At 59.5% G+C, this 23,672-nt stretch carries 26 protein-coding genes; 10 read left to right on the forward strand and 16 right to left on the reverse strand.

The window, feature by feature from the left end; all coding sequences use genetic code 11:
• Nucleotides 1–11: 11 nt before the first annotated feature.
• From INF73_RS02485 to INF73_RS02545, 13 genes are all read right to left on the reverse strand, one after another.
• Nucleotides 12–1,481, reverse strand: a complete 1,470-nt coding sequence (locus INF73_RS02485; protein ID WP_193540887.1) for an aldehyde dehydrogenase — start codon at nucleotides 1,479–1,481, stop codon at nucleotides 12–14.
• A gap of 9 nt (nucleotides 1,482–1,490) precedes the next feature.
• Nucleotides 1,491–2,261, reverse strand: coding sequence for an aspartate dehydrogenase (locus tag INF73_RS02490; protein WP_193540889.1), 771 nt, complete (start codon nucleotides 2,259–2,261; stop codon nucleotides 1,491–1,493).
• A 9-nt stretch (nucleotides 2,262–2,270) separates the two neighbouring features.
• Nucleotides 2,271–3,065 carry an SDR family oxidoreductase gene (locus tag INF73_RS02495; protein ID WP_193540891.1) on the reverse strand — a complete coding sequence of 265 codons (795 nt, stop codon included), beginning with the start codon at nucleotides 3,063–3,065 and terminating at the stop codon, nucleotides 2,271–2,273.
• Nucleotides 3,049–3,819 (reverse strand): alpha/beta fold hydrolase, encoded by a 771-nt coding sequence (locus tag INF73_RS02500; protein WP_193540893.1) that lies wholly within the window; start codon nucleotides 3,817–3,819, stop codon nucleotides 3,049–3,051. The genes INF73_RS02495 and INF73_RS02500 overlap by 17 nt, the downstream gene beginning before the upstream one ends.
• 9 nt (nucleotides 3,820–3,828) lie before the next feature.
• The gene (locus INF73_RS02505) at nucleotides 3,829–4,359 is read right to left on the reverse strand and encodes a cupin domain-containing protein (RefSeq protein WP_017382915.1); all 531 of its coding nucleotides are present in this window, start codon (nucleotides 4,357–4,359) and stop codon (nucleotides 3,829–3,831) included.
• 10 nt (nucleotides 4,360–4,369) lie between these two features.
• The gene (locus tag INF73_RS02510; RefSeq protein ID WP_193540894.1) at nucleotides 4,370–5,626 is read right to left on the reverse strand and encodes an MFS transporter; all 1,257 of its coding nucleotides are present in this window, start codon (nucleotides 5,624–5,626) and stop codon (nucleotides 4,370–4,372) included.
• A gap of 25 nt (nucleotides 5,627–5,651) precedes the next feature.
• Entirely contained in the window at nucleotides 5,652–6,839 is a 1,188-nt protein-coding gene (locus tag INF73_RS02515) for an NAD(P)/FAD-dependent oxidoreductase (RefSeq protein ID WP_193540895.1), read from the reverse strand.
• A complete protein-coding gene (locus INF73_RS02520; RefSeq protein WP_107533707.1) occupies nucleotides 6,836–7,762 on the reverse strand; it encodes a VOC family protein in 927 nt (308 codons plus the stop codon). The genes INF73_RS02515 and INF73_RS02520 overlap by 4 nt, the downstream gene beginning before the upstream one ends.
• A 78-nt stretch (nucleotides 7,763–7,840) precedes the next feature.
• Nucleotides 7,841–8,629 carry an IclR family transcriptional regulator gene (locus INF73_RS02525; protein ID WP_028014350.1) on the reverse strand — a complete coding sequence of 263 codons (789 nt, stop codon included), beginning with the start codon at nucleotides 8,627–8,629 and terminating at the stop codon, nucleotides 7,841–7,843.
• Between the two features lie 12 nt (nucleotides 8,630–8,641).
• The gene (locus INF73_RS02530; protein ID WP_193540897.1) at nucleotides 8,642–9,391 is read right to left on the reverse strand and encodes an SDR family oxidoreductase; all 750 of its coding nucleotides are present in this window, start codon (nucleotides 9,389–9,391) and stop codon (nucleotides 8,642–8,644) included.
• On the reverse strand, nucleotides 9,391–10,413 hold the full coding sequence (locus tag INF73_RS02535; protein ID WP_028014352.1) for an aromatic ring-hydroxylating dioxygenase subunit alpha: 1,023 nt from the start codon (nucleotides 10,411–10,413) through the stop codon (nucleotides 9,391–9,393). The genes INF73_RS02530 and INF73_RS02535 overlap by 1 nt, the downstream gene beginning before the upstream one ends.
• A gap of 10 nt (nucleotides 10,414–10,423) precedes the next feature.
• Nucleotides 10,424–10,732, reverse strand: a complete 309-nt coding sequence (locus INF73_RS02540) for a recombinase-like helix-turn-helix domain-containing protein (RefSeq protein WP_028014353.1) — start codon at nucleotides 10,730–10,732, stop codon at nucleotides 10,424–10,426.
• Nucleotides 10,729–11,052, reverse strand: coding sequence for a non-heme iron oxygenase ferredoxin subunit (locus INF73_RS02545; protein WP_003860044.1), 324 nt, complete (start codon nucleotides 11,050–11,052; stop codon nucleotides 10,729–10,731). The genes INF73_RS02540 and INF73_RS02545 overlap by 4 nt, the downstream gene beginning before the upstream one ends.
• A gap of 414 nt (nucleotides 11,053–11,466) precedes the next feature.
• On the opposite strand from INF73_RS02545, the gene INF73_RS02550 reads away from it, so the two are divergent.
• A complete protein-coding gene (locus tag INF73_RS02550) occupies nucleotides 11,467–12,678 on the forward strand; it encodes an MFS transporter (RefSeq protein ID WP_193540898.1) in 1,212 nt (403 codons plus the stop codon).
• A 3-nt stretch (nucleotides 12,679–12,681) separates the two neighbouring features.
• Here INF73_RS02550 and speB read toward each other — a convergent pair whose 3' ends face one another.
• The 3 genes from speB to yqgB all read right to left on the reverse strand — a co-directional run bounded on the left by speB (nucleotide 12,682) and on the right by yqgB (nucleotide 15,928).
• On the reverse strand, nucleotides 12,682–13,602 hold the full coding sequence (gene speB, locus INF73_RS02555) for an agmatinase (protein WP_193540900.1): 921 nt from the start codon (nucleotides 13,600–13,602) through the stop codon (nucleotides 12,682–12,684).
• A gap of 209 nt (nucleotides 13,603–13,811) precedes the next feature.
• A complete protein-coding gene (gene speA, locus INF73_RS02560) occupies nucleotides 13,812–15,788 on the reverse strand; it encodes a biosynthetic arginine decarboxylase (protein ID WP_045629995.1) in 1,977 nt (658 codons plus the stop codon).
• Between the two features lie 8 nt (nucleotides 15,789–15,796).
• Nucleotides 15,797–15,928, reverse strand: a complete 132-nt coding sequence (yqgB, locus tag INF73_RS02565) for an acid stress response protein YqgB (RefSeq protein ID WP_127312443.1) — start codon at nucleotides 15,926–15,928, stop codon at nucleotides 15,797–15,799.
• 189 nt (nucleotides 15,929–16,117) lie between these two features.
• Between yqgB and INF73_RS22205 the strand changes: the two genes are divergently transcribed.
• The 9 genes from INF73_RS22205 to ruvX all read left to right on the forward strand — a co-directional run bounded on the left by INF73_RS22205 (nucleotide 16,118) and on the right by ruvX (nucleotide 23,662).
• Nucleotides 16,118–16,405 (forward strand): hypothetical protein, encoded by a 288-nt coding sequence (locus INF73_RS22205; protein ID WP_045260764.1) that lies wholly within the window; start codon nucleotides 16,118–16,120, stop codon nucleotides 16,403–16,405.
• Nucleotides 16,406–16,591: 186 nt separating this feature from the next.
• Nucleotides 16,592–17,746, forward strand: coding sequence for a methionine adenosyltransferase (gene metK, locus INF73_RS02580; protein WP_041908329.1), 1,155 nt, complete (start codon nucleotides 16,592–16,594; stop codon nucleotides 17,744–17,746).
• Between the two features lie 359 nt (nucleotides 17,747–18,105).
• Complete coding sequence (gene galP, locus INF73_RS02585) at nucleotides 18,106–19,503, forward strand: galactose/proton symporter (protein ID WP_028014363.1); 1,398 nt, start codon at nucleotides 18,106–18,108, stop codon at nucleotides 19,501–19,503.
• Nucleotides 19,504–19,561: 58 nt separating this feature from the next.
• On the forward strand, nucleotides 19,562–20,059 hold the full coding sequence (locus tag INF73_RS02590) for a SprT family zinc-dependent metalloprotease (protein WP_028014364.1): 498 nt from the start codon (nucleotides 19,562–19,564) through the stop codon (nucleotides 20,057–20,059).
• Nucleotides 20,060–20,153: 94 nt separating this feature from the next.
• Complete coding sequence (gene endA / locus INF73_RS02595) at nucleotides 20,154–20,861, forward strand: deoxyribonuclease I (protein WP_028014365.1); 708 nt, start codon at nucleotides 20,154–20,156, stop codon at nucleotides 20,859–20,861.
• Between the two features lie 51 nt (nucleotides 20,862–20,912).
• Nucleotides 20,913–21,644 carry a 16S rRNA (uracil(1498)-N(3))-methyltransferase gene (rsmE, locus tag INF73_RS02600; RefSeq protein ID WP_041908327.1) on the forward strand — a complete coding sequence of 244 codons (732 nt, stop codon included), beginning with the start codon at nucleotides 20,913–20,915 and terminating at the stop codon, nucleotides 21,642–21,644.
• A gap of 19 nt (nucleotides 21,645–21,663) precedes the next feature.
• A complete protein-coding gene (gene gshB / locus INF73_RS02605; protein ID WP_193540902.1) occupies nucleotides 21,664–22,611 on the forward strand; it encodes a glutathione synthase in 948 nt (315 codons plus the stop codon).
• A 74-nt stretch (nucleotides 22,612–22,685) separates the two neighbouring features.
• Entirely contained in the window at nucleotides 22,686–23,246 is a 561-nt protein-coding gene (locus INF73_RS02610) for a YqgE/AlgH family protein (RefSeq protein WP_028014368.1), read from the forward strand.
• Nucleotides 23,246–23,662: a Holliday junction resolvase RuvX gene (ruvX, locus tag INF73_RS02615; protein WP_193540903.1), complete on the forward strand. Its 417-nt coding sequence runs from the start codon at nucleotides 23,246–23,248 to the stop codon at nucleotides 23,660–23,662. Before INF73_RS02610 ends, ruvX begins: the two co-directional genes overlap by 1 nt.
• Nucleotides 23,663–23,672: the final 10 nt, after the last annotated feature.

The following is a 23,672-nucleotide window of genomic DNA, read 5'->3' on the forward strand; positions in this document are numbered from 1 at the left end:
CTCACCCTTTCTCAGTCGCACCAGTGGTTGACGCTGTTACCCGTCGCCAGATAAATGCTCTTTTGCTGCATCCAGGCTTTCAGCCCCTGAATGCCCTTTTCGCGGCCCAGACCGCTCTCTTTAAAGCCCCCGAACGGGGTCGAAATCGCAAAAACTTTGTAGGTGTTGATCCACACCGTACCGGCCTCCAGCTGCTCGCTCAGGCGCAGCGCCCGCCCGGTGTCACGGGTCCAGATCCCTGCCGCCAGGCCGTAAACCGAGTCGTTCGCCTCGCGGATCAACGCCGCTTCATCGCGAAACGGCATCGCCACCAGCACCGGGCCGAAGATCTCCTCCTGGCAGGCGCGGGCGCCGTTCGTCAGCCCTTCGATAATGGTCGGCTGGAAGAAGCTGCCGTTTGCGAGGTCAGGATCCGCCGGGCTCTCCCCGCCGCACAGCACCCGGCCCCCCTCGCGCTTCGCCAGCTCGACGTATTCCTGCACGCTCTGGCGATGTTTCTCATTGATCAGCGGCCCAACGTGAACGCCGTCGGTGAAGGGGTGCCCTACGCGCAGCCCGCGAGTTAATTCCAGCAGCCGCGCCATCAGCGGCGCGTACAGGCTTTCGTGGATAAACAGCCGGGACCCGGCGATGCACGCCTGCCCTGCTGAGCTGAAAATACCGTAGCAGATCCCGCGCGCGGCCTGCTCAACGTCGGCATCCTCCAGCACGATGGTCGGGGATTTACCGCCCAGCTCCAGCGACGCCGGGATCAGCTTTTCCGCAGCCACGTGCGCCAGATGGCGGCCCGTGGCGGTGCCGCCGGTAAAGGAAATTTTTCGCACGCGGGGATGGCGCGCCAGCGCGTCGCCAATCACCGAGCCTTTGCCCGGCAGCACGCTCAGCAGCCCGGCGGGCAGCCCGGCCTGTTCAAAAATGCGCGCCAGCTCCAGCGCCATCAGCGACGTGGCTTCGGCTGGCTTGAGGATCACCGCGTTCCCGGCGGCGATGGCCGGGGCGACCTTCTGCATCTCGCTGGCAATGGGCGAGTTCCACGGCGTGATAGCCGCCACCACGCCGAGCGGCTCATAGCGGCTTAGCGTCAGCAGATCCGGCTGGCGCGGCGTGGGCAGCTCCCCTTCCAGCAGCTCGCAGGCGGCGGCGAAGTAGCACGCCGTTCCCGCCGCGCTCATCACCAGCCCGCGCGCCTCCGCCAGCGGCTTGCCGTTATCCCGGCTCTGCATCTGCGCCAGCTCGTCCGCGCGGGACTCAATCAGATCCGCCACCTTGTGCAGGATCTTCGCCCGCACGTGCGGCAGGCTGTTGCGCCAGGCGGGATCGCGCCACGCGCGCTCGCCGGCCTCGATCGCGTCGTGCAGATCGTCAAGGTTTGCCGCGTTCAGCGTCGCATTGATCGACCCGTCAGCCGGGAAGTGGCTCTGCATCGGGTTGCCACCGCCGCGTCGCCACTGGCCGCCGATAAAAATATTCAGATCGTCCATCGTCACTCCTTAGCTCAGGGCCAGCTCGCGGCAGGCGCGCACCGCGCTGAGTGCCGCCAGGGTGGAGGTTTTAGGGTTAGACGCCAGCGGCAGCCCGCTCAGCTCCAGATGGAATTCGCCAAACAGCCCTTCTACGTGCAGCGTGTGGGTGTTACGTTTCGTTGCCGGGTCAACCATCAGCTGCACGCGGGTTTCATCCATCCCGACGCCGCCGAGCGCCACGGTCGCCGCCACGTTGGCGTTCGCCGGGAACAGGCGCGCCGCCTCGCGGGCGCTGCCTTCAAAAAAGACCTTCGCCTCTGAGACCGCGTTAAGATCGATAAGCTGCTCGGCGTAGCTGCCGCGCCAGCTGGCCGGGCTTTTACGCGACTGATAGGTGACGCGCTCAAGCCCGCCCTCCTTCGCCGCCGCCAGCCCGTCGATGCCGGCCACCGCCCCGGAAAGCAGCGTCAGTTTTCCGCCCGCCGCGAACAGGCGCTGCTCCAGCGCGCTGTCCGCCAGCGCGCCGGTGGAAATGACCGCCAGATGCCAGCCGCGGCGCAGAATCGCTTCGCCGTACTGCGCAACCGCCTGCTGGCTGGCGCACTCCAGCACCAGATCGGGCGTTTGTGCGCACGCCATCGGCGAGGTCAGCGCCTCGACCGCATCGCCAAACTGGTCGCGAATGGCGGCATGGTGAGACGCGCGTGCCACGATCCAGCCGATAGCCACGCCGGCGGGCAGACGCTCAATCACCGCCTGCGCCATGGCGCCATAACCAATTAACATTACCTTTTTCATGATGCGTCCTTACAGATGGCGGCAAAAGCCGCCGGAAACGTCCAGCGCCGCGCCGGTGGTAAACGAGGCCAGCGGCGAGGCGAGGAACAGCAGCGCCTGCGCGGGTTCCTGCGGCTTGCCGAGGCGCGCCATCGGAATGCCGCGCTTGCGCGCGATCTCCGCCGTCCACTCCGGCCAGCTCTGGCTTTTATCCGCCCGGCTTTCAAAGCGGCGCTGCCACTGGCCGGACTCGACCATACCGAGCAGTATGGAATTGACGCGAATCCCTTTGCCTACCAGCTCTTTCGAGAGCGTCAGCGTCATGTTCAGCAGCGCGGCGCGGGCTGCCGACGTGGCGATCATGTGCTCTTCCGGCTGAAGCGCCAGCAGGGAGTTCACGCAGGTGATGGAGGCGATGTCGGACCGTTCCAGCAGCGGCTGAAACGCCTGCACCGGATTAATGACGCCAAACAGTTTGAGTTCGGCTTCGTGCAGCCACGCCTCGCGCGGGGTGTCATGGAAGTGCGCCACGTAGCCCTGACCGGCGTTGTTGATCAGCATATCCGCCGCGCCAAAGCGCGCCTGCACCGCATCCGCGAAGGCCTGCACCTCGTCGGCGCTCAGCACGTCGCAGCGGTAAGAGTAAATTTCCCCGTCGGGGTATTCGTTGTGCAGCGCCGCATGCGCGCTGGCGAGCCGGTCCGGGTCGCGGCCACAGAAGGCGACTCTCGCCCCTTCGCCCAGCAGCAGGCGCAGCGTTTCAAAGCCAATGCCGGACGAACCGCCGGTAACGACCGCTACGCGGCCGTCAATGTGTGCATTCATCGCGCACCTCTTCGTTAATGCGTAAAAGCTGTTGATTAAAAAACGCGTCGTTATCGAGATAGCTCGCGTGTCCGGCCTGGGGAATCGCGGTAAACGGCATGCCGTAGCGCAGCGCCAGCCCCTGTACCAGCTCGGGCTGCGTGATCGCGTCCTGCTCGCCGCACCAGACTTCAAATTGTCCGGCGTAACGCGTAAGCCAGCCGTGAATGTCATCATGCGCCAGCATCCACGCGGCAGCGAGGTAGCCTTCGGGGCGCAGCCTGCGCATGCCCGCCGCGACGGTTGCGATATCTTCTGCGCTCGCGCCGGGGCGCAGCAGCTTCGCGGCGCGGGTCTGGGCGAGGATGTCGCCGCCGAGCGCCATCTGCTGCTCGCGATTACGCCAGACCTGCTCTCGCTGCTCCGGCGCGGCATTACCGTAGCCCTGCGCGGCGTCCGCCAGCACCAGATAAATGACGCGTTCAGGGAACTTCGCCGCAAACGCGCTGGCCACCAGCGCCCCCAGGGAATGGCCCACCAGTACCGCCTGCCAGACGCCTGCGCGGTCGAGCATCGCCGCCAGCGCGTCGGCGTAATCTCCGGCGTTCGCCCGCTCAACCGCCAGCATCGGGCTTTCGCCGTAACCGGGCATGTCCCACGCCAGCACGCGAAAACCGTTAAGCGCCATCTGCTTATGCCAGGACGCAGCGCCAGAGCTGATCCCATGCAGCAGCATCAGCGGGATGCCGCTTCCCTGTTCACGAAAACCCGTCATGGCGCCCCCTTAGTTCCGCTTCACTTTTGAGAGCGGATGATCGGAGGGATAGGTCGGGATTTCCGGCTTGTTGGTTCCCAGCATGACGCACATCAGCGCCTCTTCTTCCCCGTGGTTAAACAGGCCGCGATAGATGCCCGGCGGGACGGAGATCAGGTCACGCTCGCGCAGCACGGTTTCGGTGTAGTTATCGCCGTCCTGGATCATCAGCGTGATCTGCCCTTTGAGCATGAAGAACACCTCCTCCACGTCGTCGTGCAGGTGCAGCGGCCCTTCGCACTTCGACGGCAGCACCATGGTGGAGAAGGTAAAATGGTCCGCCTGCACGGTGTTGGTGTCGTTCGCCACGCCGGTTGCTCCGGTGCCGATGTAGCGCATCTGCGCCCGGCGGTATTTCGGGTCAAAATCGGCCTGGAACTTCAGCGCGTTCCAGTCGTATTTACGGCCTTCGAAGCGCGCGATGCGCGACTCGACCCACTCTTCCATCGTCAGGTGGTCAGGTTTGATGCCTGTTTTGTTGGTTACGGTTGAATCAGTCATGACACTCTCCTCAGTAACGTCTCAGCAGCGGCAGTAACAGGACGCAGCCCACCGCCGCCATCACCGCCAGAAAAATCAGCCCGGAATCCATGCTGTGGGTGAAAGCGATCAGCGCGCCCATCACCGCCGGCGACAGCGCGCCCGCAAAGTTTCCCAGCCCGTTGAAGATGCCGCCCGCCGTGGCGCTCACCCGGGGATGGGTGGCCTTCGCCAGCAGGGCGAAAATGTTGGGGGCGCCGGTGCCCCACATAAAGGTGCTGAAGCTCATCGCCGCGATGATGGCAAGCGGGGTATCAAGGTGCATCACCGCCGCCAGCCCGACGGCCGCCCCCGCCATCGAGATAAAGCAGGCCGCCGCGCGCTTATCGACCCGGTCAGAGAGCCACGCGCCAATCACCTCTCCCGCCAGCATGGCGATGAACGGCATCGACGACAGCCAGCCCGCGTGCTCCAGGTGGATGCCTTTGCCCTTAATTAAGTAGCCAGGCAGCCAGCCGTTGATGCCCCACAGGTAGGTCAGAAAAGCGATGTTAAAGATGCAGATGATCCAGAAGTGCGGGCTAACAAACAGCTCGCTCCGCGCCGCGCGCCGCTCGTCCTGAGACGCCTGCGAGGTACCGGGTTTTGCTTCCAGACGGATCCCGCGCAGGCCAACGCGCACAAAGATAAGCACCGGCACGGTCAGCATTGCCATCACAAAGAAGGTGCTCTGCCAGCCGAAGGTGTTCAGCAGCCAGAGGGAGAGCGGGAAGCCAATCGCCGCCCCTACCGGCGTGCCCAGCAGCCACAGCATGGTGGCGCGTGCCTGTAAATGCTGCGGGAAGTTGTGGCGCACGATGGCGAAAGCCAGCGGGAACAGCGGCCCTTCCGCCACGCCCAGCAGGATGCGCAGGACGATCATCAGCGTGTAGTTATGGGTAAAGCCCATCGCCACCATCAGCACGCACCAGATCGCCATCATCCCGGTGAGCAGGCGCAGCGGCGCGATTTTGTCGCCTAAACCGCTCAAAAATACCGACGAAAAGCCGTAACTCAGCAGGAAGGCGCTCATCAGAATGCCGAGGCGCGTGGTGTCAAAATCGATGCCCATCGCCTGCTGGAAATGGGTGTCGGAAAAGAGCGCCGCGATGCTGATTTTGTCGAAAAAGGCCAGCAGCACGCAGGCCAGCAGCGACAGCGGGATGGCCCAGCGCACCGCTTTTTCAGGCGTGCGGGTTCCCTCACCGCTCGCCTCAACGGGTGCGGTGTTGGTCTCTAATGTGGTCATGTCTCCCCCTACGGGTGCGGGTTAGCTATCGCAATGACATCAGTGAAAAAGCAGGATCGGCGAGCGGTACGTCCGACAGGTCCCGCCCCGCCGCCATCCAGCGCTTCGCCAGCTTGACGGTGCGCGCATCGTTGAACGCCACCAGCTGCGTTAGCCGACCGTTGTCGTCCAGCGAGAAGTACAGCACCTCTTCACGCACTATCGTTCGGCTGCCCGGCTGCGGAATGCCGAGGATCTGGATGTTGTGCTGATATTGATCCGACCACAGCCACGGCGCGTCGTCGTAGCCTGGCGCATCGGGGTTAAGCATGGCTTTCGCCGTCGCCACCGCCTGATTCTGGGCGAAGGCCCAGGACTGAATGCACAGGCCGTAGTGATGGTGCTGCGCGACGTCGCCGGCGGCAAAGATGAACGGATCGGACGTGCGCCCCTGGGCGTCCACCACGATCCCCCGCTCGGTGCGAAGTCCCGCATCGCGCGCCAGCTCCAGATTGAGATCGACGCCGATCCCCACCACCACCGCGTCAAAGGTTTCGCGCTGGCCGTCCCAGTGGATGACCGGCAGGCCGTTATCGTCCTCCAGCTCCAGCGCGCCGCAGCCGGTGCGGATATCCACCCCCTGCTCGCGATGGATGGCTTCTAAGCGCTGCGACACCTCGCCGCTCACCGAGCGCATGCACAGCGCGGGCTGCTGCTCGAACAGCGTGACCGCCACGCCGCTTTTGCGCGCGGAAGCGGCAATCTCCAGGCCGATCCAGCCGCCGCCGACAATCGCAAGTCTTTTACTTTCCGCCAGGCGCGCCTTCAGGCGCTGCGCGTCCTGCCAGTGGCGCAGAGTGTAGACCTGCGGGTGCGCCGCCCACGCCTGCGAAGGCAGGCGCGCCCGCCCGCCGGTGGCCATTAAAAGAATGTTGTAACTAAGACGTTCGCCGTTGCTTAAACGCACGGTTTTCGTTTCACGATCGACTGATTCAGCACGCAGCGGGCGGTACCAGGTCAGGTTCAGCGCCTGCTGTGCTTCTTCGCTAAACAGCCGCGGGAGCGCCGCGTCCGGCTCCAGCAGAGACGCTTTCGACAGCGGCGGACGTTCGTAGAAATCCCACTCCTCTTCCGCCACCACGCAGATCTCGCCGTCGAAGCCCTCGTCGCGCAGGGTTTTCGCCGCCCAGCCGCCCGCCTGACCGCCGCCGATAATGACAATGCGCGACGTCATACCGCCTCCGGCTTTTTCTGCTGGCGGCGCGTGTCGTGGTCAATCCCGCCTTCTACCGCCCATTCGGTAAAGGAGACCAGGGAGTGCTCCAGCTCGCGCGGCTGCCAGTTTTCCGTCAGATAGTCGTCGTTGGTGTAATACTCAAACGCGCCGCCGGTCGGGCTATTGACGTACCAGAAATAGGCCGACGACACCGGATGGCGGCCCGGCCCGATAAAGGTGCTCCATTCATTTTTATTCATCGCGATACCGCCGCCGATCACCTCGTGGATGTCGCGCACGGTGAAGGCCACGTGGTTGAGGCCGCGCTTGCGGTTCGGCAGTTGCAGCAGGAACAGGTTGTGATGTCCGCCGCGCACCCCGCAGCGCAGGAACACAGCGCGGTTGATGTAGCGGTCCGAAACCTGGAAGCCGAGCACCTCGCGGTAGAATTTCTCCACCGCCGCCAGCTCTTCTACGAAGAACACCACGTGCCCGACGTTGATCGGCTGCGCGCGATCGTAAACCGGGCTGGGCGTGTCGATGCGGCGGGCGTCGCCCCACTGGTTAATCGGCTCAACGTTCAGCTCCACGTCAGTCTGCTGGCTGACCTGCACGCGCAGGGTCATGCCGTTCGGATCGAGGCATTCCAGCGCGTCGCCCACTTCACGAAAGCCGGGCTGCTGCGCAAGCTTCGGGCGCAGCGCGTCGAGATCGGACTGTGCGGCCACCGCCCAGGTCATGCGGCGCAGGGTGTTGCCCGCTTCAAACGCCGGCGGCAGGTCGGGGCTGTCGATGGGGTTCAGCTCCACGCGCGCGCCGCTCAGGGTGGTAAAACGCTGGCCGCTGGCATCGCCCGTCAGGCCAAAATCACGCATAAATTTGGCGCAGTGCGTCAGGTCTTCCACGCCAAATTCCAGCTTTTCAATTCCGGTTACACTCATCGTTCGTTGCCTCATCTGGCCCAAATTGGGCGTAAAACATGCCCGACGCAGTCAAGCGCCTGACGTTAACTCACTGATTTAACTGGCCTGTGACAGGTACCCTAAGAAGCCAGAAATTTTATCCGCCGCGAGGCGAACCTCGTTTTGCAGCCGCTCGCGGTCGGTCTGCGGGATCTCTTCCGACGGCACCAGAATGCTGACCACCGCCGCCACGCGTCCGCTTCGGTCATACACCGGGTAGACGATGGAGGAGATGCCGTGGCGGAAGAAGGATTCGCCGATGACAAACCCGCGGGCTTTGTCCTGCTGCACCATCTGCCACAGGGCCTCGCGGTCGTGAAGCTGCCCCGGCGTGTTGCCCGGCAGGCGCTCGTGCGGGAACAACTGTTCGAAATCGGCGCGGGAAATATCGGTCAGCAGCATGCGGCCCAGCGAGGTGCAGTGCACCGGCAGGCGGGTGCCAATGCTGACCTGATTGATGCGCGACCCGGCGGCGCTGACGCGGGCGATGTAGATAATGTCGCGCCCGTCGCGGATCGCCAGATGGCTGCTGCACTGGCTGACGTCGCGCAGCTGCTCGATCACCGGCTGGCCGACCTGCGCCACGTCCAGCGAGGCGATGTACTCAAAGCCGAGACGCAGCACGTTCATGCCCAGCGAAAAGGTATTGGTGCGCGCGTTGCGCTCCAGAAAGCCCATGTACTCCAGCGTCTGCACCACGCGATAGGCGGTCGCCTTCGGCATATCCACCAGCCGGTGCAGCTCGGCAAAGGTCAGATCGCGATGCTGCTCGCCAAAGGCCAACAGCAGCTGTAAACCGCGCTCCAGCCCCGGCACCAGATACTTCACTTCCTGATCGTTTGCCATAATCGCTACACCTTAGTTAAAGACAAAACCGCCGTTGACCGGGATCAGCTGCCCGGTGATAAACCGCGACAGATCGCTTAACAGCCAGACCACGCTGCCGGTGACGTCTTCCGGCTGCTGCGCGCCGGCTAACGCGCGGCCATTCTCGTAGAGCTGATGGCGCTCGGCCGGAACATATTCGGTCGCCTCGACGCGGGTTAACCCCGGCGCGATGGCATTAATGCGTATACGCTTTTCACCCAGTTCGCGTGCCATTGAGCGGGTCATGGCAATCACGGCGCCCTTACTGGCGACGTAGGCCATCAGGCGCGGCGCGCCCCACAGCGCGGTGTCGGACGCAACGTTCACGATACCCGCGCCCTCGCGCAGCAGCGGCACCGCGGCGCGCGTCACCAGCCACGTGCCTTTGACGTTGACGCTCATCACCCGATCCCAGAGATCCGGATCGTAATCGAGCATATTTTTGCCGCCGACGCCGGTCGCCATCGCCGCGTTGTTCACCAGGCCATCAATCTGACCCTGCTCGCCAATCGCGCTGAACACCTGCTCAATGGACTGCGGATCGGCCAGATCGATAACGTGCGGTTCGATCGCATAGCCCCGCTCGCTCAGGGCGTGGGCGCTTTCGGCCAGCTCACCCTTGAGGATGTCGCACATCACCACCGCCGCGCCCTGCTCCGCGCAGGCTTTGGCAAAGTGAAAGCCCAGCCCGCGCGCGGCGCCGGTTATGACGATGCGCTTGCCGCTCAGCAGCCCGTTCATCAGGCGGCTCCCTGCTGTTCTTCGCGCATCGCCAGCTGCTCTTTGGCGGCCTTTTGCATCATGCGGCGCAGGCGCGAGAGGCCGACGTCGTGCTGATACAGGTATTCATGGTCGCGGGCGTTTGGCGCCAGGCTTTCCAGCACCACGCGGTCCTGCTCCAGCACTTCCCAGTGCAGTTTTTCCAGACGGTTGCGGTACATGAAGCGCCACATGTCGCGCTGCCAGCCCTGCACCCGGCGAATGCGCCAGAAGAAGACTCGGCAGTTGTCGTTATCTTCCGGCACCACCATGCCGACGATAAAGAAGTGGCCGCCCGGCCCGAAACGCTTCTTGTACGGAATGGAGAGGCGCATCCAGCAGGTGCCGCTGTTGCCCAGCTCCACCCAGTCAAAGTTGACGCCGCTCTGCCCTTTCTTCTCGAAGATAAAGCCGGTTTTGGTCGGCTGGAGCACCATGTCGGCCTTGCGATCCCCTTCCGCCATTGAGTGCGACGAGGAGTGCAGATAGGTGCCGTGCATCGGGTCCATCACGTTTTCCAGCGCGTACTGGTAATTGCATTTCCACGCGGCGGTGCAGAGGAAGTTGCTGAAGCTGTCCGTATCGGCGAGCTCGTCCGGGAAGGTCAGCTCGTCCGGCTGCTGGTCCGCGGTGACGCCAAACCACAGAAAGATTGCGCCGTGCGCCTCCTGCACGTTGTAGCTGCGCACGCACTGCTGGCCGACCAGCGGACATTTGTCCACGGCGGGCACGTCTTTCACCTCGCCGTTGCCCGCGACCTCCACGCCGTGATACCAGCAGGCAATGCGGTCGCCCAGGTTCCAGCCCATCGACAGGCGTGCGCCGCGGTGCGGACAGCGGTCCTCCAGCGCCTGCACTTGGCCGTCTTTGTTGCGCCAGACCACAATCTGTTCGCCCAGGCGGGTAATGCCCACCGGTGCAGACTGCACCTCCCAGCTCGCCAGCACCGGATACCAGAGGCCGCGCAGACCTTTATCGAGATAGTGTTGTACGGTAGTCGTCATCGCGTTGCCCTCAGTAGCCGTTAACCTGTAAGAATGCCTGGAAGCTGGCCTCGCTCCACGGCTCGCCCTGCTGATCGTGCATGCGCACCGCGTTCAGCCCGTTCACCAGCTCCGGTAAAGTTTCAACTCCCTGCTCGAAGAGATCTTCCAGCGTGGCGATAAGGTTCACTTCCCAGCTTTCCGGCTCGCGGCTGCGGGTCTGCCAGATCAGGTTCTGGTAATCACCCGGCTTATGGATCGCACCGTTACCGCCCTCAGCCGGTGGGGCAAACTGACGGCTTTCCGGCAGCGCCGGGTTGTAGTTCAGGGTGTCGCTCATGCCACGGTCTCCTCGACGAAGGTAATCTGAATCTGGTTTTCAAAAACCCGAACCGGGTAGCGGTTGAGGTTGCGCCCGCCGGGGCCGTGCAGGCACTGACCGGTTTTGACGTCGAATACCGCCTCGTGCAACGGGCATTCCACCTTGCCGTCCTCCACGAAGCCCTGGCTCAGCAGGGCATAGGCGTGGGGGCATACGTCTTCCAGCGCGTAATATTCACCGTCAATCAAATACACGCCGATCTCTTTACCGTCGACGTTGCCGCTAAAAGGGAAATCTTCCTGTACTTGTTCTGCGTCACATACGCCTATCCAGCTCATCACGATCCTCCAGGCTTTTGTTTCATATATGAAACTCTGTTTCTTATTTAATACGGTCAATATAAAAGCGATGAATGTTTCGTCAAGCCGCAATGTGACGAATTTGTTAATCAAACAGCAATTAATTAACTAAGTGTGCAAAGGATCACGAAAAAATGCAGCGATATGAAATTTTCATTATTTCGGTGTGAAAGAATACGATTTATCGATGGCCTTAAATTTTAATAAACAGTGATTGACTTCTTTTCTTTTTGTTCCTTAAAAATAAAAGAAGTGAAAAACATCGTGTTTCACCTGTGAAACTTAATTTTATTTTTTCTTTAATAAACAATGAGTTTCACAGGTGAACCATTTTACACACGTGACAATCACGCGCATAAAAATAGAAATAAGCGAAAACATAAGGCAGGCGTTATGACGGCAAGATGGCAGGGCACAGTGGCATTGTTATTACTGATTATTATTTCCTACGTTGACCGGGTGAATATTTCTGTAATGATTTTAAACCCGGAATTTGCTCAGCATTTTCAGCTAAATGAAAACAGAATGTTACAGGGAATGCTTATGACCTGTTTTCTGCTGGGTTATGGATTTTCAGCTTTATTATTAACTCCGGTTATTGAAAGCAAACTCCATTATCGACAGGGATTATTGAGCAGCATAGCGATTTGGGCAGCGGTATGCGCCATTTCCCCGCTGCTCGGATCGCTGATGGGCATGCTCGTCGCGCGCACGATCCTGGGGATCGCTGAGGGGCCGCTCTTTTCGCTGAAAACGCGCTTCATCAGCGATCACTTTAGCGCGCAGGAGATCGGCAAACCCAACGCCGTGACCGCGCTGGGGGTCTCGCTCGGGCTGGCCGTGGGCTTTCCGCTGGTAACGTGGCTGATGGCGCATCTCGGCTGGACCGGATCGTTTTATGCCCTGGCGGTACTGAACCTGGTGCTGGGCGGCGGCCTTGTCTGGCGCTTCCTGCCCGCGCCGCAGGGTGCGGAGCAGATCAAAAAACCGGGCTTCGCAGAGACGTTTTCGCTTGCCTGGCAGACGCCGCTGCTCGGGTGGATCCTGCTGGTGGAGATTGCCACCCTGAGCTATCTCTGGGGGAGCAGCGCCTGGCTGCCCGCGTGGCTGCGCGACGAGCATCATTTCTCGCTGCACGCCACGGGCATGCTTGCGGCCATTCCCTTCCTGCTGAGTCTGGGCTCGAAGTTCCTCGGCGGGGTGCTGCTCGACAAAATGCGCCCGGAACAGGCGCCAATGCTGTTTGTGGTGGGCGGCGCGCTGACGGCGCTGTCCGTGGTCGCACTGATGCTCAGCCATCAGCCAGCCTGGCTGGCGCTGTTTATGCTCTCGGCGAATATCTTTTGGGGGCTACAGGGGGCGGCTATTCCGGCGGTGATCCAGCATCACGCCGCGCGGGAAGCGGTGGGCAGCGCTTACGGCATTATCAACGGGATCGGCAATATCTGCGCGGCGTTTATTCCGCTGCTGATGGGGATGGTAATGAGGTCGGTAGGGTCAGTCAGCTCAGGCTTTTCGGTACTGGTCGTCTCGCAGGTAATCACCCTGCTTGCCGGGGGAATGTTGCTGCTGCGCATGCGTCGCGCAGCAGCAATCAGCGCGTAAGGCTTATTCGCCTTTTTTCGCGGCCTGGATGTAGAGCATTTCCAGCGCCAGGGTCGCCGCGGCAAGCGCGGTGATCTCGGACTGGTCATAGGCTGGTGCCACTTCCACCACGTCCATCCCAACGATGTTCAGATCCTTCAGGCCACGCACCAGCTTGATGGCGCGGTCTGACGTCAGGCCGCCAATAACCGGCGTACCGGTACCCGGTGCAAACGCCGGATCCAGGCAGTCGATATCGAAGGTCAGATACACAGGCATATCGCCGACGATCTGCTTAACCTGAGTCAGAATATCGTCCACGCCGCGATCGTTCACCTGGCCCGCGTCCAGCACGGTGAAGCCGTTGTCTTTGTCGAACTCGGTACGGATGCCGATCTGCACGGAGTGGTTCGGGTCGATCAGCCCTTCGTTTGGCGCAGTGTAGAACATGGTGCCGTGGTCGAATTCGCAGCCGTTCGCGTAGGTGTCGGTATGCGCGTCAAAGTGCACCAGCGCCATTTTGCCGAAGTGCTTCGCGTGGGCGCGCAGCAGCGGCAGGGTCACGAAGTGGTCACCGCCGAAGGAGAGCATGCGCTTGCCGGCAGCCAGCAGTTTCTCGGCGTGCGCCTGCAATTTTTCGCTCATTTCGCGCGCGTCGCCGAAGGCGTACACCAGGTCACCGCAGTCCACCACGTTCAGGCGCTCGCGCATGTCGAAGTTCCACGGGAAGCGGTTGTGCTCCCAGGCCAGGTTGGTGGAAACCTGACGGATTGCCGCCGGGCCGTGACGACCACCCGCACGACCGGAGGTTGCCATGTCGAACGGTACGCCGGTGATCACCCAGTCCGCATCGCTGTCGTACGGCTGGAAGTTCATTGGAAGGCGTAAAAAACCAAACGCGTTAGATACCAGAGAGTTATCGTACTGATGACCTAAAGTGCTCATGTCCTGACCTCTTTTAACGTCGATACATTAAAAACAGATGAAAAAAATCCCCTCCGCGTCGTTAAACCCGACGAGGAAGGGATTGATTCGTAAATCGCATATTGGGGCGAATTATCGCCGGTAATTCATACGGGTTCAAGTGAGTATAGGGCATTGTGCGGTCTGATGCCCTCACCCCAACCCTCTCCCACCGGGAGAGGGAGGATTTACTACTCGTCTTCCAGGTAGGTGTACCCGTACAGACCCGCTTCAAACTCTTCCAGGAACTGCTGCTGCAAGGCATCGTCCAGACCGGTGTTTTTCACCTGGTCGCGGAACTGGGTGAGCAGTTTTTTCGGATCCAGCTGCACGTATTCCAGCATATCCGCCACGGTGTCCCCTTCATCGGACAGCTCAACCTCGACGCTGCCGTCAGGGAAGACAAACACGTCAACCGCTTCGGTATCGCCGAACAGGTTGTGCATGTTGCCGAGGATCTCCTGATACGCACCCACCATAAAGAAGCCCAGCATGGGCGGGTTCTCCGGATCGTACTCCGGCATTGGCATCGTCGTTGCGATACCGTCACCGTCAACGTAATGGTCAATCGCGCCGTCAGAGTCACAGGTGATGTCCAGCAGCACCGCGCGACGTTCCGGGGCGTGGTTCAGCCCTTCCAGCGGCAGAACCGGGAACAGCTGGTCGATACCCCAGGCATCCGGCATCGACTGGAACAGGGAGAAGTTGACGTACATTTTGTCCGCCATACGCTCCTGCAACTCGTCGATAATCGGACGATGCGCGCGGTTGCTTGGGTCGAGCTGTTTCTGCACTTCATGGCACATGTTCAGATAGAGCTGCTCCGCCCACGCGCGCTCCTGCAGGCTGAAGGTGCCCGAAGAGTAGCCGACGTGAATATCGTGCAGATCCATCTGGCTGTCGTGCAGCCATTCGCGCAGGGAGCGACGCGTGCCCGGCTCGTGCATCTCCTGCCAGGTTTCCCACATACTTTGCAGAGAGCGTGGCGCATCGTCTGCCGGAGGCGTCGCTTCGGTGATTTCACTCCGCTCAACGCCGATGATGTTAGAGACCAGCACCGTGTGGTGCGCGGTAACCGCGCGGCCGGACTCGGTGATCACCGTCGGGTGCGGCAGGCCGTGCTCTTCACAGGCATCGCCAATCGCCCAGATGATGTTGTTGGCGTATTCGTTCAGGCCGTAGTTTACGGAGCAGTCGGACTGCGAACGGGTCCCTTCGTAGTCCACGCCCAGGCCGCCGCCCACGTCGAAGCACTGAATATTCACGCCAAGCTTGTGCAGCTCAACGTAGAAACGGGCTGATTCACGCACGCCGGTGGCGATGTCGCGAATGTTGGCCATCTGCGAACCGAGGTGGAAGTGCAGCAGCTGAATGCTGTCCAGACGCCCGCGCTCGCGCAGGATCTCCACCAGCTGCAGCACCTGGTTCGCCGCGAGGCCGAACTTGGATTTTTCACCGCCGGAAGACTGCCATTTACCGGAACCCTGCGACGCCAGACGCGCACGCACGCCGAGGCGTGGGATCACGTTCAGACGCTCGGCCTCTTCCAGCACGATGGCAATTTCGGTCATTTTCTCGATAACCAGATAGACCTTGTGGCCCATCTTCTCGCCAATCAGCGCCAGACGAATGTACTCGCGGTCTTTATAGCCGTTACAGACGATCACCGACCGAGTCATGCCCGCGTGCGCCAGAACCGCCATCAGCTCCGCTTTGGAGCCTGCTTCCAGTCCCAGCGGTTCGCCGGAGTGGATCAGGGATTCGATTACGCGGCGGTGCTGGTTCACCTTGATCGGGTAAACCAGGAAGTAGTCGCCGTTATAGCCGTAGGATTCACGCGCGCGCTTGAACGCGGCGTTAATGGAACGCAGGCGATGTTGCAGGATCTGCGGGAAGCAGAACAGTGCAGGCAAACGCTGGCCCTGCGCTTCACGGGCTTTCACCAGCTTAGCGAGATCCACGCGCGCTTCAGGGACGTCCGGATCCGGGCAGACGCTGATGTGGCCCAGTTCGTTGACGTCGTAGTAGTTATTGCCCCACCAGGCAATATTGTAAGTGCGCAGCATCTTGCTGGCTTCCTGGGAGCTCATCGCAACCTCCTGCATAGAACGTAGTACACCCTGTTCGCCCGCTGACGAAGGCGAAAAAGAAGACATGTCGTCAGACATAGCGAACCTCAACTCTTTGTATTAAGTGTAAAACAGTTGACTACTATCGCAGCGTTATACGGCGATAACAACCCATAAACGGCTCCGTTTCCCAGCAGAGTATGCTGAAATCCAGACCGTGCGACCGGTTTCTTATTCATATCATTGTAAAACACGTATCCGAACTCTGTATGACAAGGTTCGGCGAAACCACGAGAAAACTCTTGTATTAACAAGAGCGCCCTTGTTCAGTTTTCACAGAGCGTAACCGGCCCTTGAATCCTGAGAAGCGCCGAGATGGGTATAACATCGGCAGGTTTGCAGACTAGAAATGCGGGTTGCGGGAATCAATGGCGCGCCAGAACGGCAGCGCTGAATTAGCGGAAAACGATGGTTCATTATCTCGTATCACCTCCACGGCCGCCTCTGATGAAACGGACCCCAAGCCAAAGCTAAAAGTTCACTGCTTAACCCGGCTGGAAGTGGCGACACGATGTATTCATCGAGCGCTGATTTTATATGAGCCGCGCGCCGCGTTTTATACCGAGAAGGGGGCTAAAAAGCAAAACAAAAATACGCGTGTTGCCAGCAGCGTCAGGAAAAATTTCCAGCAACCATTTCAACGCAGTGAGAGATGAATCAAAAAAAACTGGAAATCGGGCGAAGAAGTGACCTAAAATAGCCATCCAGATGTTAATCCATCTATACTGATTAACACTCATACTGCCAGTGTCAAAAACCTGCAGGCCTTGGTAGAATTATCTCCTTTGGCTATTCCACACAGCAGCTTGAGCTAACCAAATTCCTCTTAGGTGAAATAAAACATGGCAAAACACCTGTTTACGTCCGAGTCCGTATCAGAAGGACATCCTGATAAAATTGCTGACCAAATCTCCGATGCGGTACTGGATGCGATCCTGGCGCAGGATCCTAAAGCGCGCGTAGCGTGTGAAACCTATGTCAAAACCGGCATGGTTCTGGTTGGCGGTGAGATCACCACCAGCGCATGGGTTGATATCGAAGAGATCACCCGTAACACGGTGCGTGAGATCGGCTATGTGCATTCTGATATGGGCTTTGATGCCAACTCCTGCGCGGTACTGAGCGCGATTGGCAAACAGTCTCCGGACATCAACCAGGGCGTTGACCGTGCCGATCCGCTGGAACAGGGCGCGGGCGACCAGGGCCTGATGTTCGGTTATGCAACCAACGAAACCGACGTGCTGATGCCAGCGCCTGTGACCTACGCACACCGTCTGGTGCAGCGTCAGGCTGAAGTGCGTAAAAACGGCACCCTGCCGTGGCTGCGCCCGGATGCGAAAAGCCAGGTCACCTTCCAGTACGACGACGGCAAAATCGTCGGTATTGACGCTGTGGTGCTGTCTACCCAGCATGCCGAAGAGATCGATCAGAAATCCCTGCAGGAAGCAGTGATGGAAGAGATCATCAAGCCGGTACTGCCGACCGAATGGCTGAGCTCAGCAACCAAATTCTTCATCAACCCAACTGGACGCTTTGTTATCGGCGGCCCAATGGGCGACTGCGGCCTGACCGGTCGTAAAATCATCGTTGATACCTACGGCGGCATGGCGCGTCACGGTGGCGGCGCGTTCTCCGGTAAAGATCCGTCTAAAGTTGACCGTTCTGCCGCGTACGCTGCACGTTATGTGGCGAAAAACATCGTTGCTGCCGGCCTGGCCGACCGCTGTGAGATTCAGGTTTCCTACGCTATCGGCGTGGCTGAGCCAACCTCCATCATGGTGGAAACCTTCGGTACTGAAAAAGTGCCTTCAGAACAGCTGACCCTGCTGGTGCGCGAGTTCTTCGACCTGCGTCCATACGGCCTGATTCAGATGCTGGATCTGCTGCACCCAATCTACCAGGAAACCGCTGCATACGGTCACTTTGGTCGTGAACATTTCCCATGGGAAAAAACCGACAAAGCCGCTCTGCTGCGTGAGGCTGCCGGTCTGAAGTAATCGACAGCCGAGAGTATTAAACAGGCCAGCCTTTGTGCTGGCTTTTTTTATGTCGGGTGGCGGCTAAAGCCGCACAACTGAAAGCGATTACACCGCACCGGCACCACTCCGCTTTCAGAATAATCTCTTTGCATGTTCGCCTTTCTTCTGCTGTTACATTTCCTTTCAGTTAAGTCTGAAATTCAAACAAACGCGATGCGCATCACCTCGTTTACCTCTATATTTTCAAAGCTTTAATAATTTTTACGGTTGCACGTTAGTGTAACCGATTACACCATTGTGATTAATCTCACATATTTTTATGGGTCGCTCACCTACCCTTATCATCAATAAAACTGATAACCCAACTGGAGGGCATAATGCCTGACAATAAAAAACAGGGGCGTACGTCCAACAAGGCGATGACTTTCTTCGTCTGCTTCCTCGCCGCCCTGGCAGGATTACTCTTTGGCCTGGATATCGGCGTCATTGCCGGCGCTCTTCCCTTCATCGCAGACGAATTCCAGATTAACGCGCATACCCAGGAATGGGTGGTTAGCTCCATGATGTTCGGTGCGGCCGTTGGGGCCGTCGGCAGCGGCTGGCTCTCCTTCAAGCTCGGACGCAAAAAGAGTCTGATGATCGGTGCGATCCTCTTCGTCGCCGGTTCGCTCTTCTCCGCTGCCGCCCCTAACGTTGAAGTGCTTATTCTTTCCCGCGTGCTGTTGGGCCTTGCGGTGGGCGTGGCGTCTTACACCGCCCCGCTCTACCTCTCCGAAATAGCGCCGGAGAAAATCCGCGGCAGTATGATTTCCATGTACCAGCTGATGATCACCATCGGTATTCTCGGCGCTTACCTGTCCGATACCGCGTTCAGCTACAGCGGCGCATGGCGCTGGATGCTCGGCGTGATCATCATCCCGGCTATTCTGCTGCTGATTGGCGTCTTCTTCCTGCCGGACAGCCCGCGCTGGTTTGCCGCCAAACGTCGCTTCGTTGATGCCGAACGCGTGCTGCTCCGCCTGCGCGATACCAGCGCGGAAGCGAAAAACGAGCTGGAAGAGATCCGCGAAAGCCTGAAGGTAAAACAGTCCGGCTGGGCGCTGTTTAAAGAGAACAGCAACTTCCGTCGGGCGGTGTTCCTCGGCGTGCTGCTGCAGGTGATGCAGCAGTTCACCGGGATGAACGTCATCATGTACTACGCGCCAAAAATCTTTGAACTGGCGGGCTACACCAACACCACCGAGCAGATGTGGGGCACCGTCATCGTGGGCCTGACCAACGTGCTGGCGACCTTTATCGCCATCGGCCTGGTGGACCGCTGGGGACGTAAGCCAACCCTGACGCTGGGCTTCCTGGTGATGGCGGCCGGTATGGGCGTCCTCGGCACCATGATGCATGTGGGCATTCACTCCCCAACCGCCCAGTACTTCGCGGTGGGCATGCTGCTGATGTTTATCGTCGGGTTTGCGATGAGCGCCGGTCCGCTGATTTGGGTACTGTGCTCTGAAATCCAGCCGCTGAAAGGGCGTGATTTTGGTATCACCTGCTCTACCGCAACCAACTGGATTGCCAACATGATCGTCGGCGCAACGTTCCTGACCATGCTCAACACCCTGGGCAATGCCAACACCTTCTGGGTCTACGCCGGTCTGAATATCTTCTTTATTGTGCTGACCATCTGGCTGGTTCCAGAAACCAAACATGTTTCTCTGGAACATATTGAACGTAACCTGATGAAAGGTCGTCCGCTGCGCGAAATCGGCGCCCACGACTAATCCTCTTGCGGGAGGCGCCTCTTGCGCCTCCCCGCTTCCCGCTTTATGCTCTGCCCCTATGAAAGCTCCCCGTCTCCCCATCGCCATTCAGCAAGCCGTTATGCGCAGCCTGCGGGAAAAACTTGCCCAGGCGAATCTGAAACTCGGCCGCAATTACCCTGAACCGAAGCTGGTCTATCAGCAGCGCGGCACCGCAGCCGGCACCGCCTGGCTGGAATCGTACGAGATCCGCCTGAACCCGGTGCTGATGATGGAAAACCAGCAGGCGTTTATTGAAGAAGTGGTGCCGCACGAGCTGGCGCACCTTCTGGTATGGAAGCATTTTGGCCGCGTCGCACCGCACGGCAAAGAGTGGAAGTGGATGATGGAAGCGGTGCTCGGCGTTCCGGCGCGCCGTACCCATCAGTTCGAGCTGGAATCGGTGCGCCGCAATACCTTCCCCTACCGCTGCCAGTGCCAGCAGCACCAGCTTACCGTCCGCCGCCATAACCGCGTGGTGCGCGGCGAGGCGACCTACCGCTGCGTCAAATGCGGCGAACCGCTGATTGCGGAGTAATCACCTGAACTTTCAGGAACTTTCCTGATCTGACTGATTGCATACAGGAACAACATTCGTTACGTTGCGGGCTCGTTTTGACACGGAGTGTAAGATGTCCCGTAATGTTTCTCTCGCGGTCGCTTTTCTGGCGACGGCGCTTTCCGGTCAGGCCCTGGCCGACGGTATCAACAGTTTTTCCCAGGCCAAGGCAGCAGGCGTGAAGGTGAACGCCGATGTGCCGGGCGATTTCTACTGCGGCTGCAAAATTAACTGGCAGGGCAAAAAAGGGGTCGTTGACCTCGAATCCTGCGGCTATAAGGTGCGTAAAAACGAAAACCGCGCCAGCCGCATCGAGTGGGAGCATGTCGTTCCGGCCTGGCAGTTTGGTCACCAGCGCCAGTGCTGGCAGGACGGCGGACGTAAAAACTGCGCCAAAGATCCGGTTTATCGCCAGATGGAAAGCGACATGCATAACCTGCAGCCTGCGGTTGGTGAAGTGAACGGCGACCGCGGCAATTTCATGTACAGCCAGTGGAACGGTGGCGAAGGCCAGTACGGCCAGTGCGGTATGAAGGTGGATTTCAAAGAGAAAGTCGCCGAGCCCCCTGCCCGCGCGCGCGGCAGCATCGCCCGCACCTACTTCTACATGCGTGACCGTTATGACCTCAACCTTTCACGCCAGCAGACGCAGCTGTTCAATGCCTGGGATAAGCAGTATCCGGTGACGGAATGGGAATGCCAGCGCGACGAACGTATCGCCAGAGTCCAGGGGAATCATAACCCGTACGTCCAGCGGGCTTGCCAGGCGCAAAAGAGCTAACCTACACTACGGCAATTCGCTTATACCGCATGACATATGGAATTTTTGACTATGCGCATTCCCCGCATTTACCACCCTGAACTGATTACCGCAGGCCGCGAAATCGCCCTGTCTGACGACGCCGCCAACCACGTTGGCCGCGTGCTGCGCATGGGGGCTGGCCAGGCAATACAGCTGTTCGACGGCTCTAATCAGGTTTTCGACGCGGAAATCACGCGGGCGGATAAAAAAAGCGTGCATGTGAATGTCTTGCGCGGCGAAGTGGACGACCGTGAATCGCCGCTGCACATCCACCTTGGGCAGGTGATGTCGCGCGGAGAAAAGATGGAGTTCACCATTCAAAAATCCATTGAGCTGGGTGTAAGCCTCATTACGCCACTTTTTTCCGAGCGCTGTGGCGTTAAACTGGATGCGGAACGTCTGAACAAAAAGATCCAGCAGTGGCAGAAAATCGCCATTGCGGCCTGCGAACAGAGCGGTCGCAACCGTATTCCGGAGATCCGCCCGGCGATGGATCTGGAGGACTGGTGTGCAGAAGAGGATAGCGGGCTGAAGCTCAATCTTCATCCGCGCGCCAGCGCCAGCATCAATACGCTGCCGCTGCCCGTTGAGCGCGTACGCCTGCTGATTGGTCCCGAAGGCGGCCTGTCGGCGGACGAAATTGCGATGACGGCGCGCTACCAGTTTACTGATATTCTGTTGGGACCTCGCGTTCTGCGCACTGAGACAACGGCACTCACGGCCATAACCGCGCTACAGGTACGGTTTGGCGATCTGGGTTGAAGTATTAACGGAGAAGAACATGATAAAGCTCGGCATCGTGATGGATCCCATCGCAAACATTAACATCAAGAAAGACTCCAGCTTCGCCATGCTGCTGGAAGCGCAGCGTCGTGGCTATGAGCTCCACTATATGGAGATGAACGATCTTTATCTGATCAACGGTGAAGCCCGCGCACGCACCCGCATCGTTAACGTCGAGCAGAACTACGACAAATGGTACGAATTCGGCACCGAGCAGGACATTGCCCTGGCCGACCTCAACGTCATCCTGATGCGTAAAGATCCGCCGTTTGACACCGAATACATCTATAGCACCTACATCCTTGAGCGTGCCGAAGAGAAAGGGACGCTGATCGTCAACAAGCCGCAGAGCCTGCGCGACTGCAACGAGAAGCTTTACACCGCCTGGTTCTCTGACCTGACGCCGGAAACGCTGGTAACCCGCAGCAAAGCGCAGCTGAAAGAATTCTGGCAGAAGCACGGCGACATCATCATGAAGCCGCTGGACGGCATGGGCGGCGCGTCTATTTTCCGCGTGAAGAACGGCGACCCGAACATTGGCGTGATTGCCGAAACGCTGACCGAGCTGGGCACGCGTTACTGCATGGCGCAAAACTATATTCCAGCGATCAAAGATGGCGATAAGCGCGTGCTGGTCGTGGACGGTGAGCCGGTGCCTTACTGCCTGGCGCGTATCCCACAGGGTGGCGAAACCCGCGGTAACCTGGCGGCAGGTGGCCGCGGCGAGCCGCGCCCGCTAACCGAAAGCGACTGGGAAATTGCCCGCCGCGTTGGCCCAACGCTGAAAGCCAAAGGCCTGATCTTCGTTGGCCTGGATATCATCGGCGATCGCCTGACTGAAATTAACGTCACCAGCCCAACCTGCATTCGCGAAATCGAAGCGGAGTTCCCGATCTCGATCACCGGAATGCTGATGGACGCTATCGAAAAACGTTTACAGAAATAAACTGTGACAGCGCCTGGGTTTATCCCCATACTGGGCGCTGTCGCTTTTTAAACCAGGAAACAGTACCTCTGACAATGAATTTACAGCATCACTTTCTTATTGCCATGCCTGCTCTCCAGGATCCGATTTTTCGCCGCGCAGTGGTTTATATTTGTGAATACAATGAAGACGGCGCGATGGGTATTATCATCAACAAACCGCTGGAAAACCTGCAGGTTGAAGGGATTCTGGACAAGCTGAAAATCTCGGCTGAAGCGCGCCTGCCGGAAATCCGGCTTGATAAACCGGTGATGCTGGGTGGACCTCTTGCCGAAGATCGCGGCTTTATCCTGCATACCCCGCCGGTATTCTCTTCCAGCATTCGCATCTCCGATAACACCGTGATCACCACCTCGCGCGACGTGCTTGAAACGCTGGGCACCGCTGAGCAGCCTTCCGAAGTGCTGGTGGCGCTGGGCTATTCGTCGTGGGAGAAAGGCCAGCTTGAGCAAGAGATCCTCGATAACGCCTGGCTTACCGCACCTGCGGACATGAATATTCTGTTTAAAACCCCTATTGCCGATCGCTGGCGTGACGCGGCAAAGCTGATTGGCATTGATATTCTGACCATGCCTGGCGTAGCGGGGCACGCGTAATGAGCGGCACCCTTCTCGCCTTCGACTTCGGCACCAAAAGCATCGGCGTCGCCGTGGGTCAATGGATCACCGGCACCGCCCGCCCGCTCACGGCGCTGAAAGCTAACGACGGCACGCCGGACTGGAACCTTATTGAGCGCCTGCTCAAAGAGTGGCAGCCGGACGACGTGATTGTCGGCCTGCCGCTGAACATGGACGGCACCGAGCAACCGCTTACCGCCCGCGCGCGTAAATTCGCCAATAAAATCCATGGCCGCTTTGGCGTCTCCGTGAAGCTTCACGACGAGCGTCTCAGCACCGTCGAAGCGCGTGCAGGCCTGTTTGAACACGGTGGCTTCCGGGCGCTCAACAAAGGCAGCGTAGACTCCGCTTCAGCCGTTATCATCCTCGAAAGCTACTTCGAACAGGGCTTTTAAACGCAGGGGC

This window comes from Enterobacter cloacae complex sp. P6RS (assembly GCF_014982245.1).
GTDB lineage: Bacteria > Pseudomonadota > Gammaproteobacteria > Enterobacterales > Enterobacteriaceae > Enterobacter > Enterobacter bugandensis.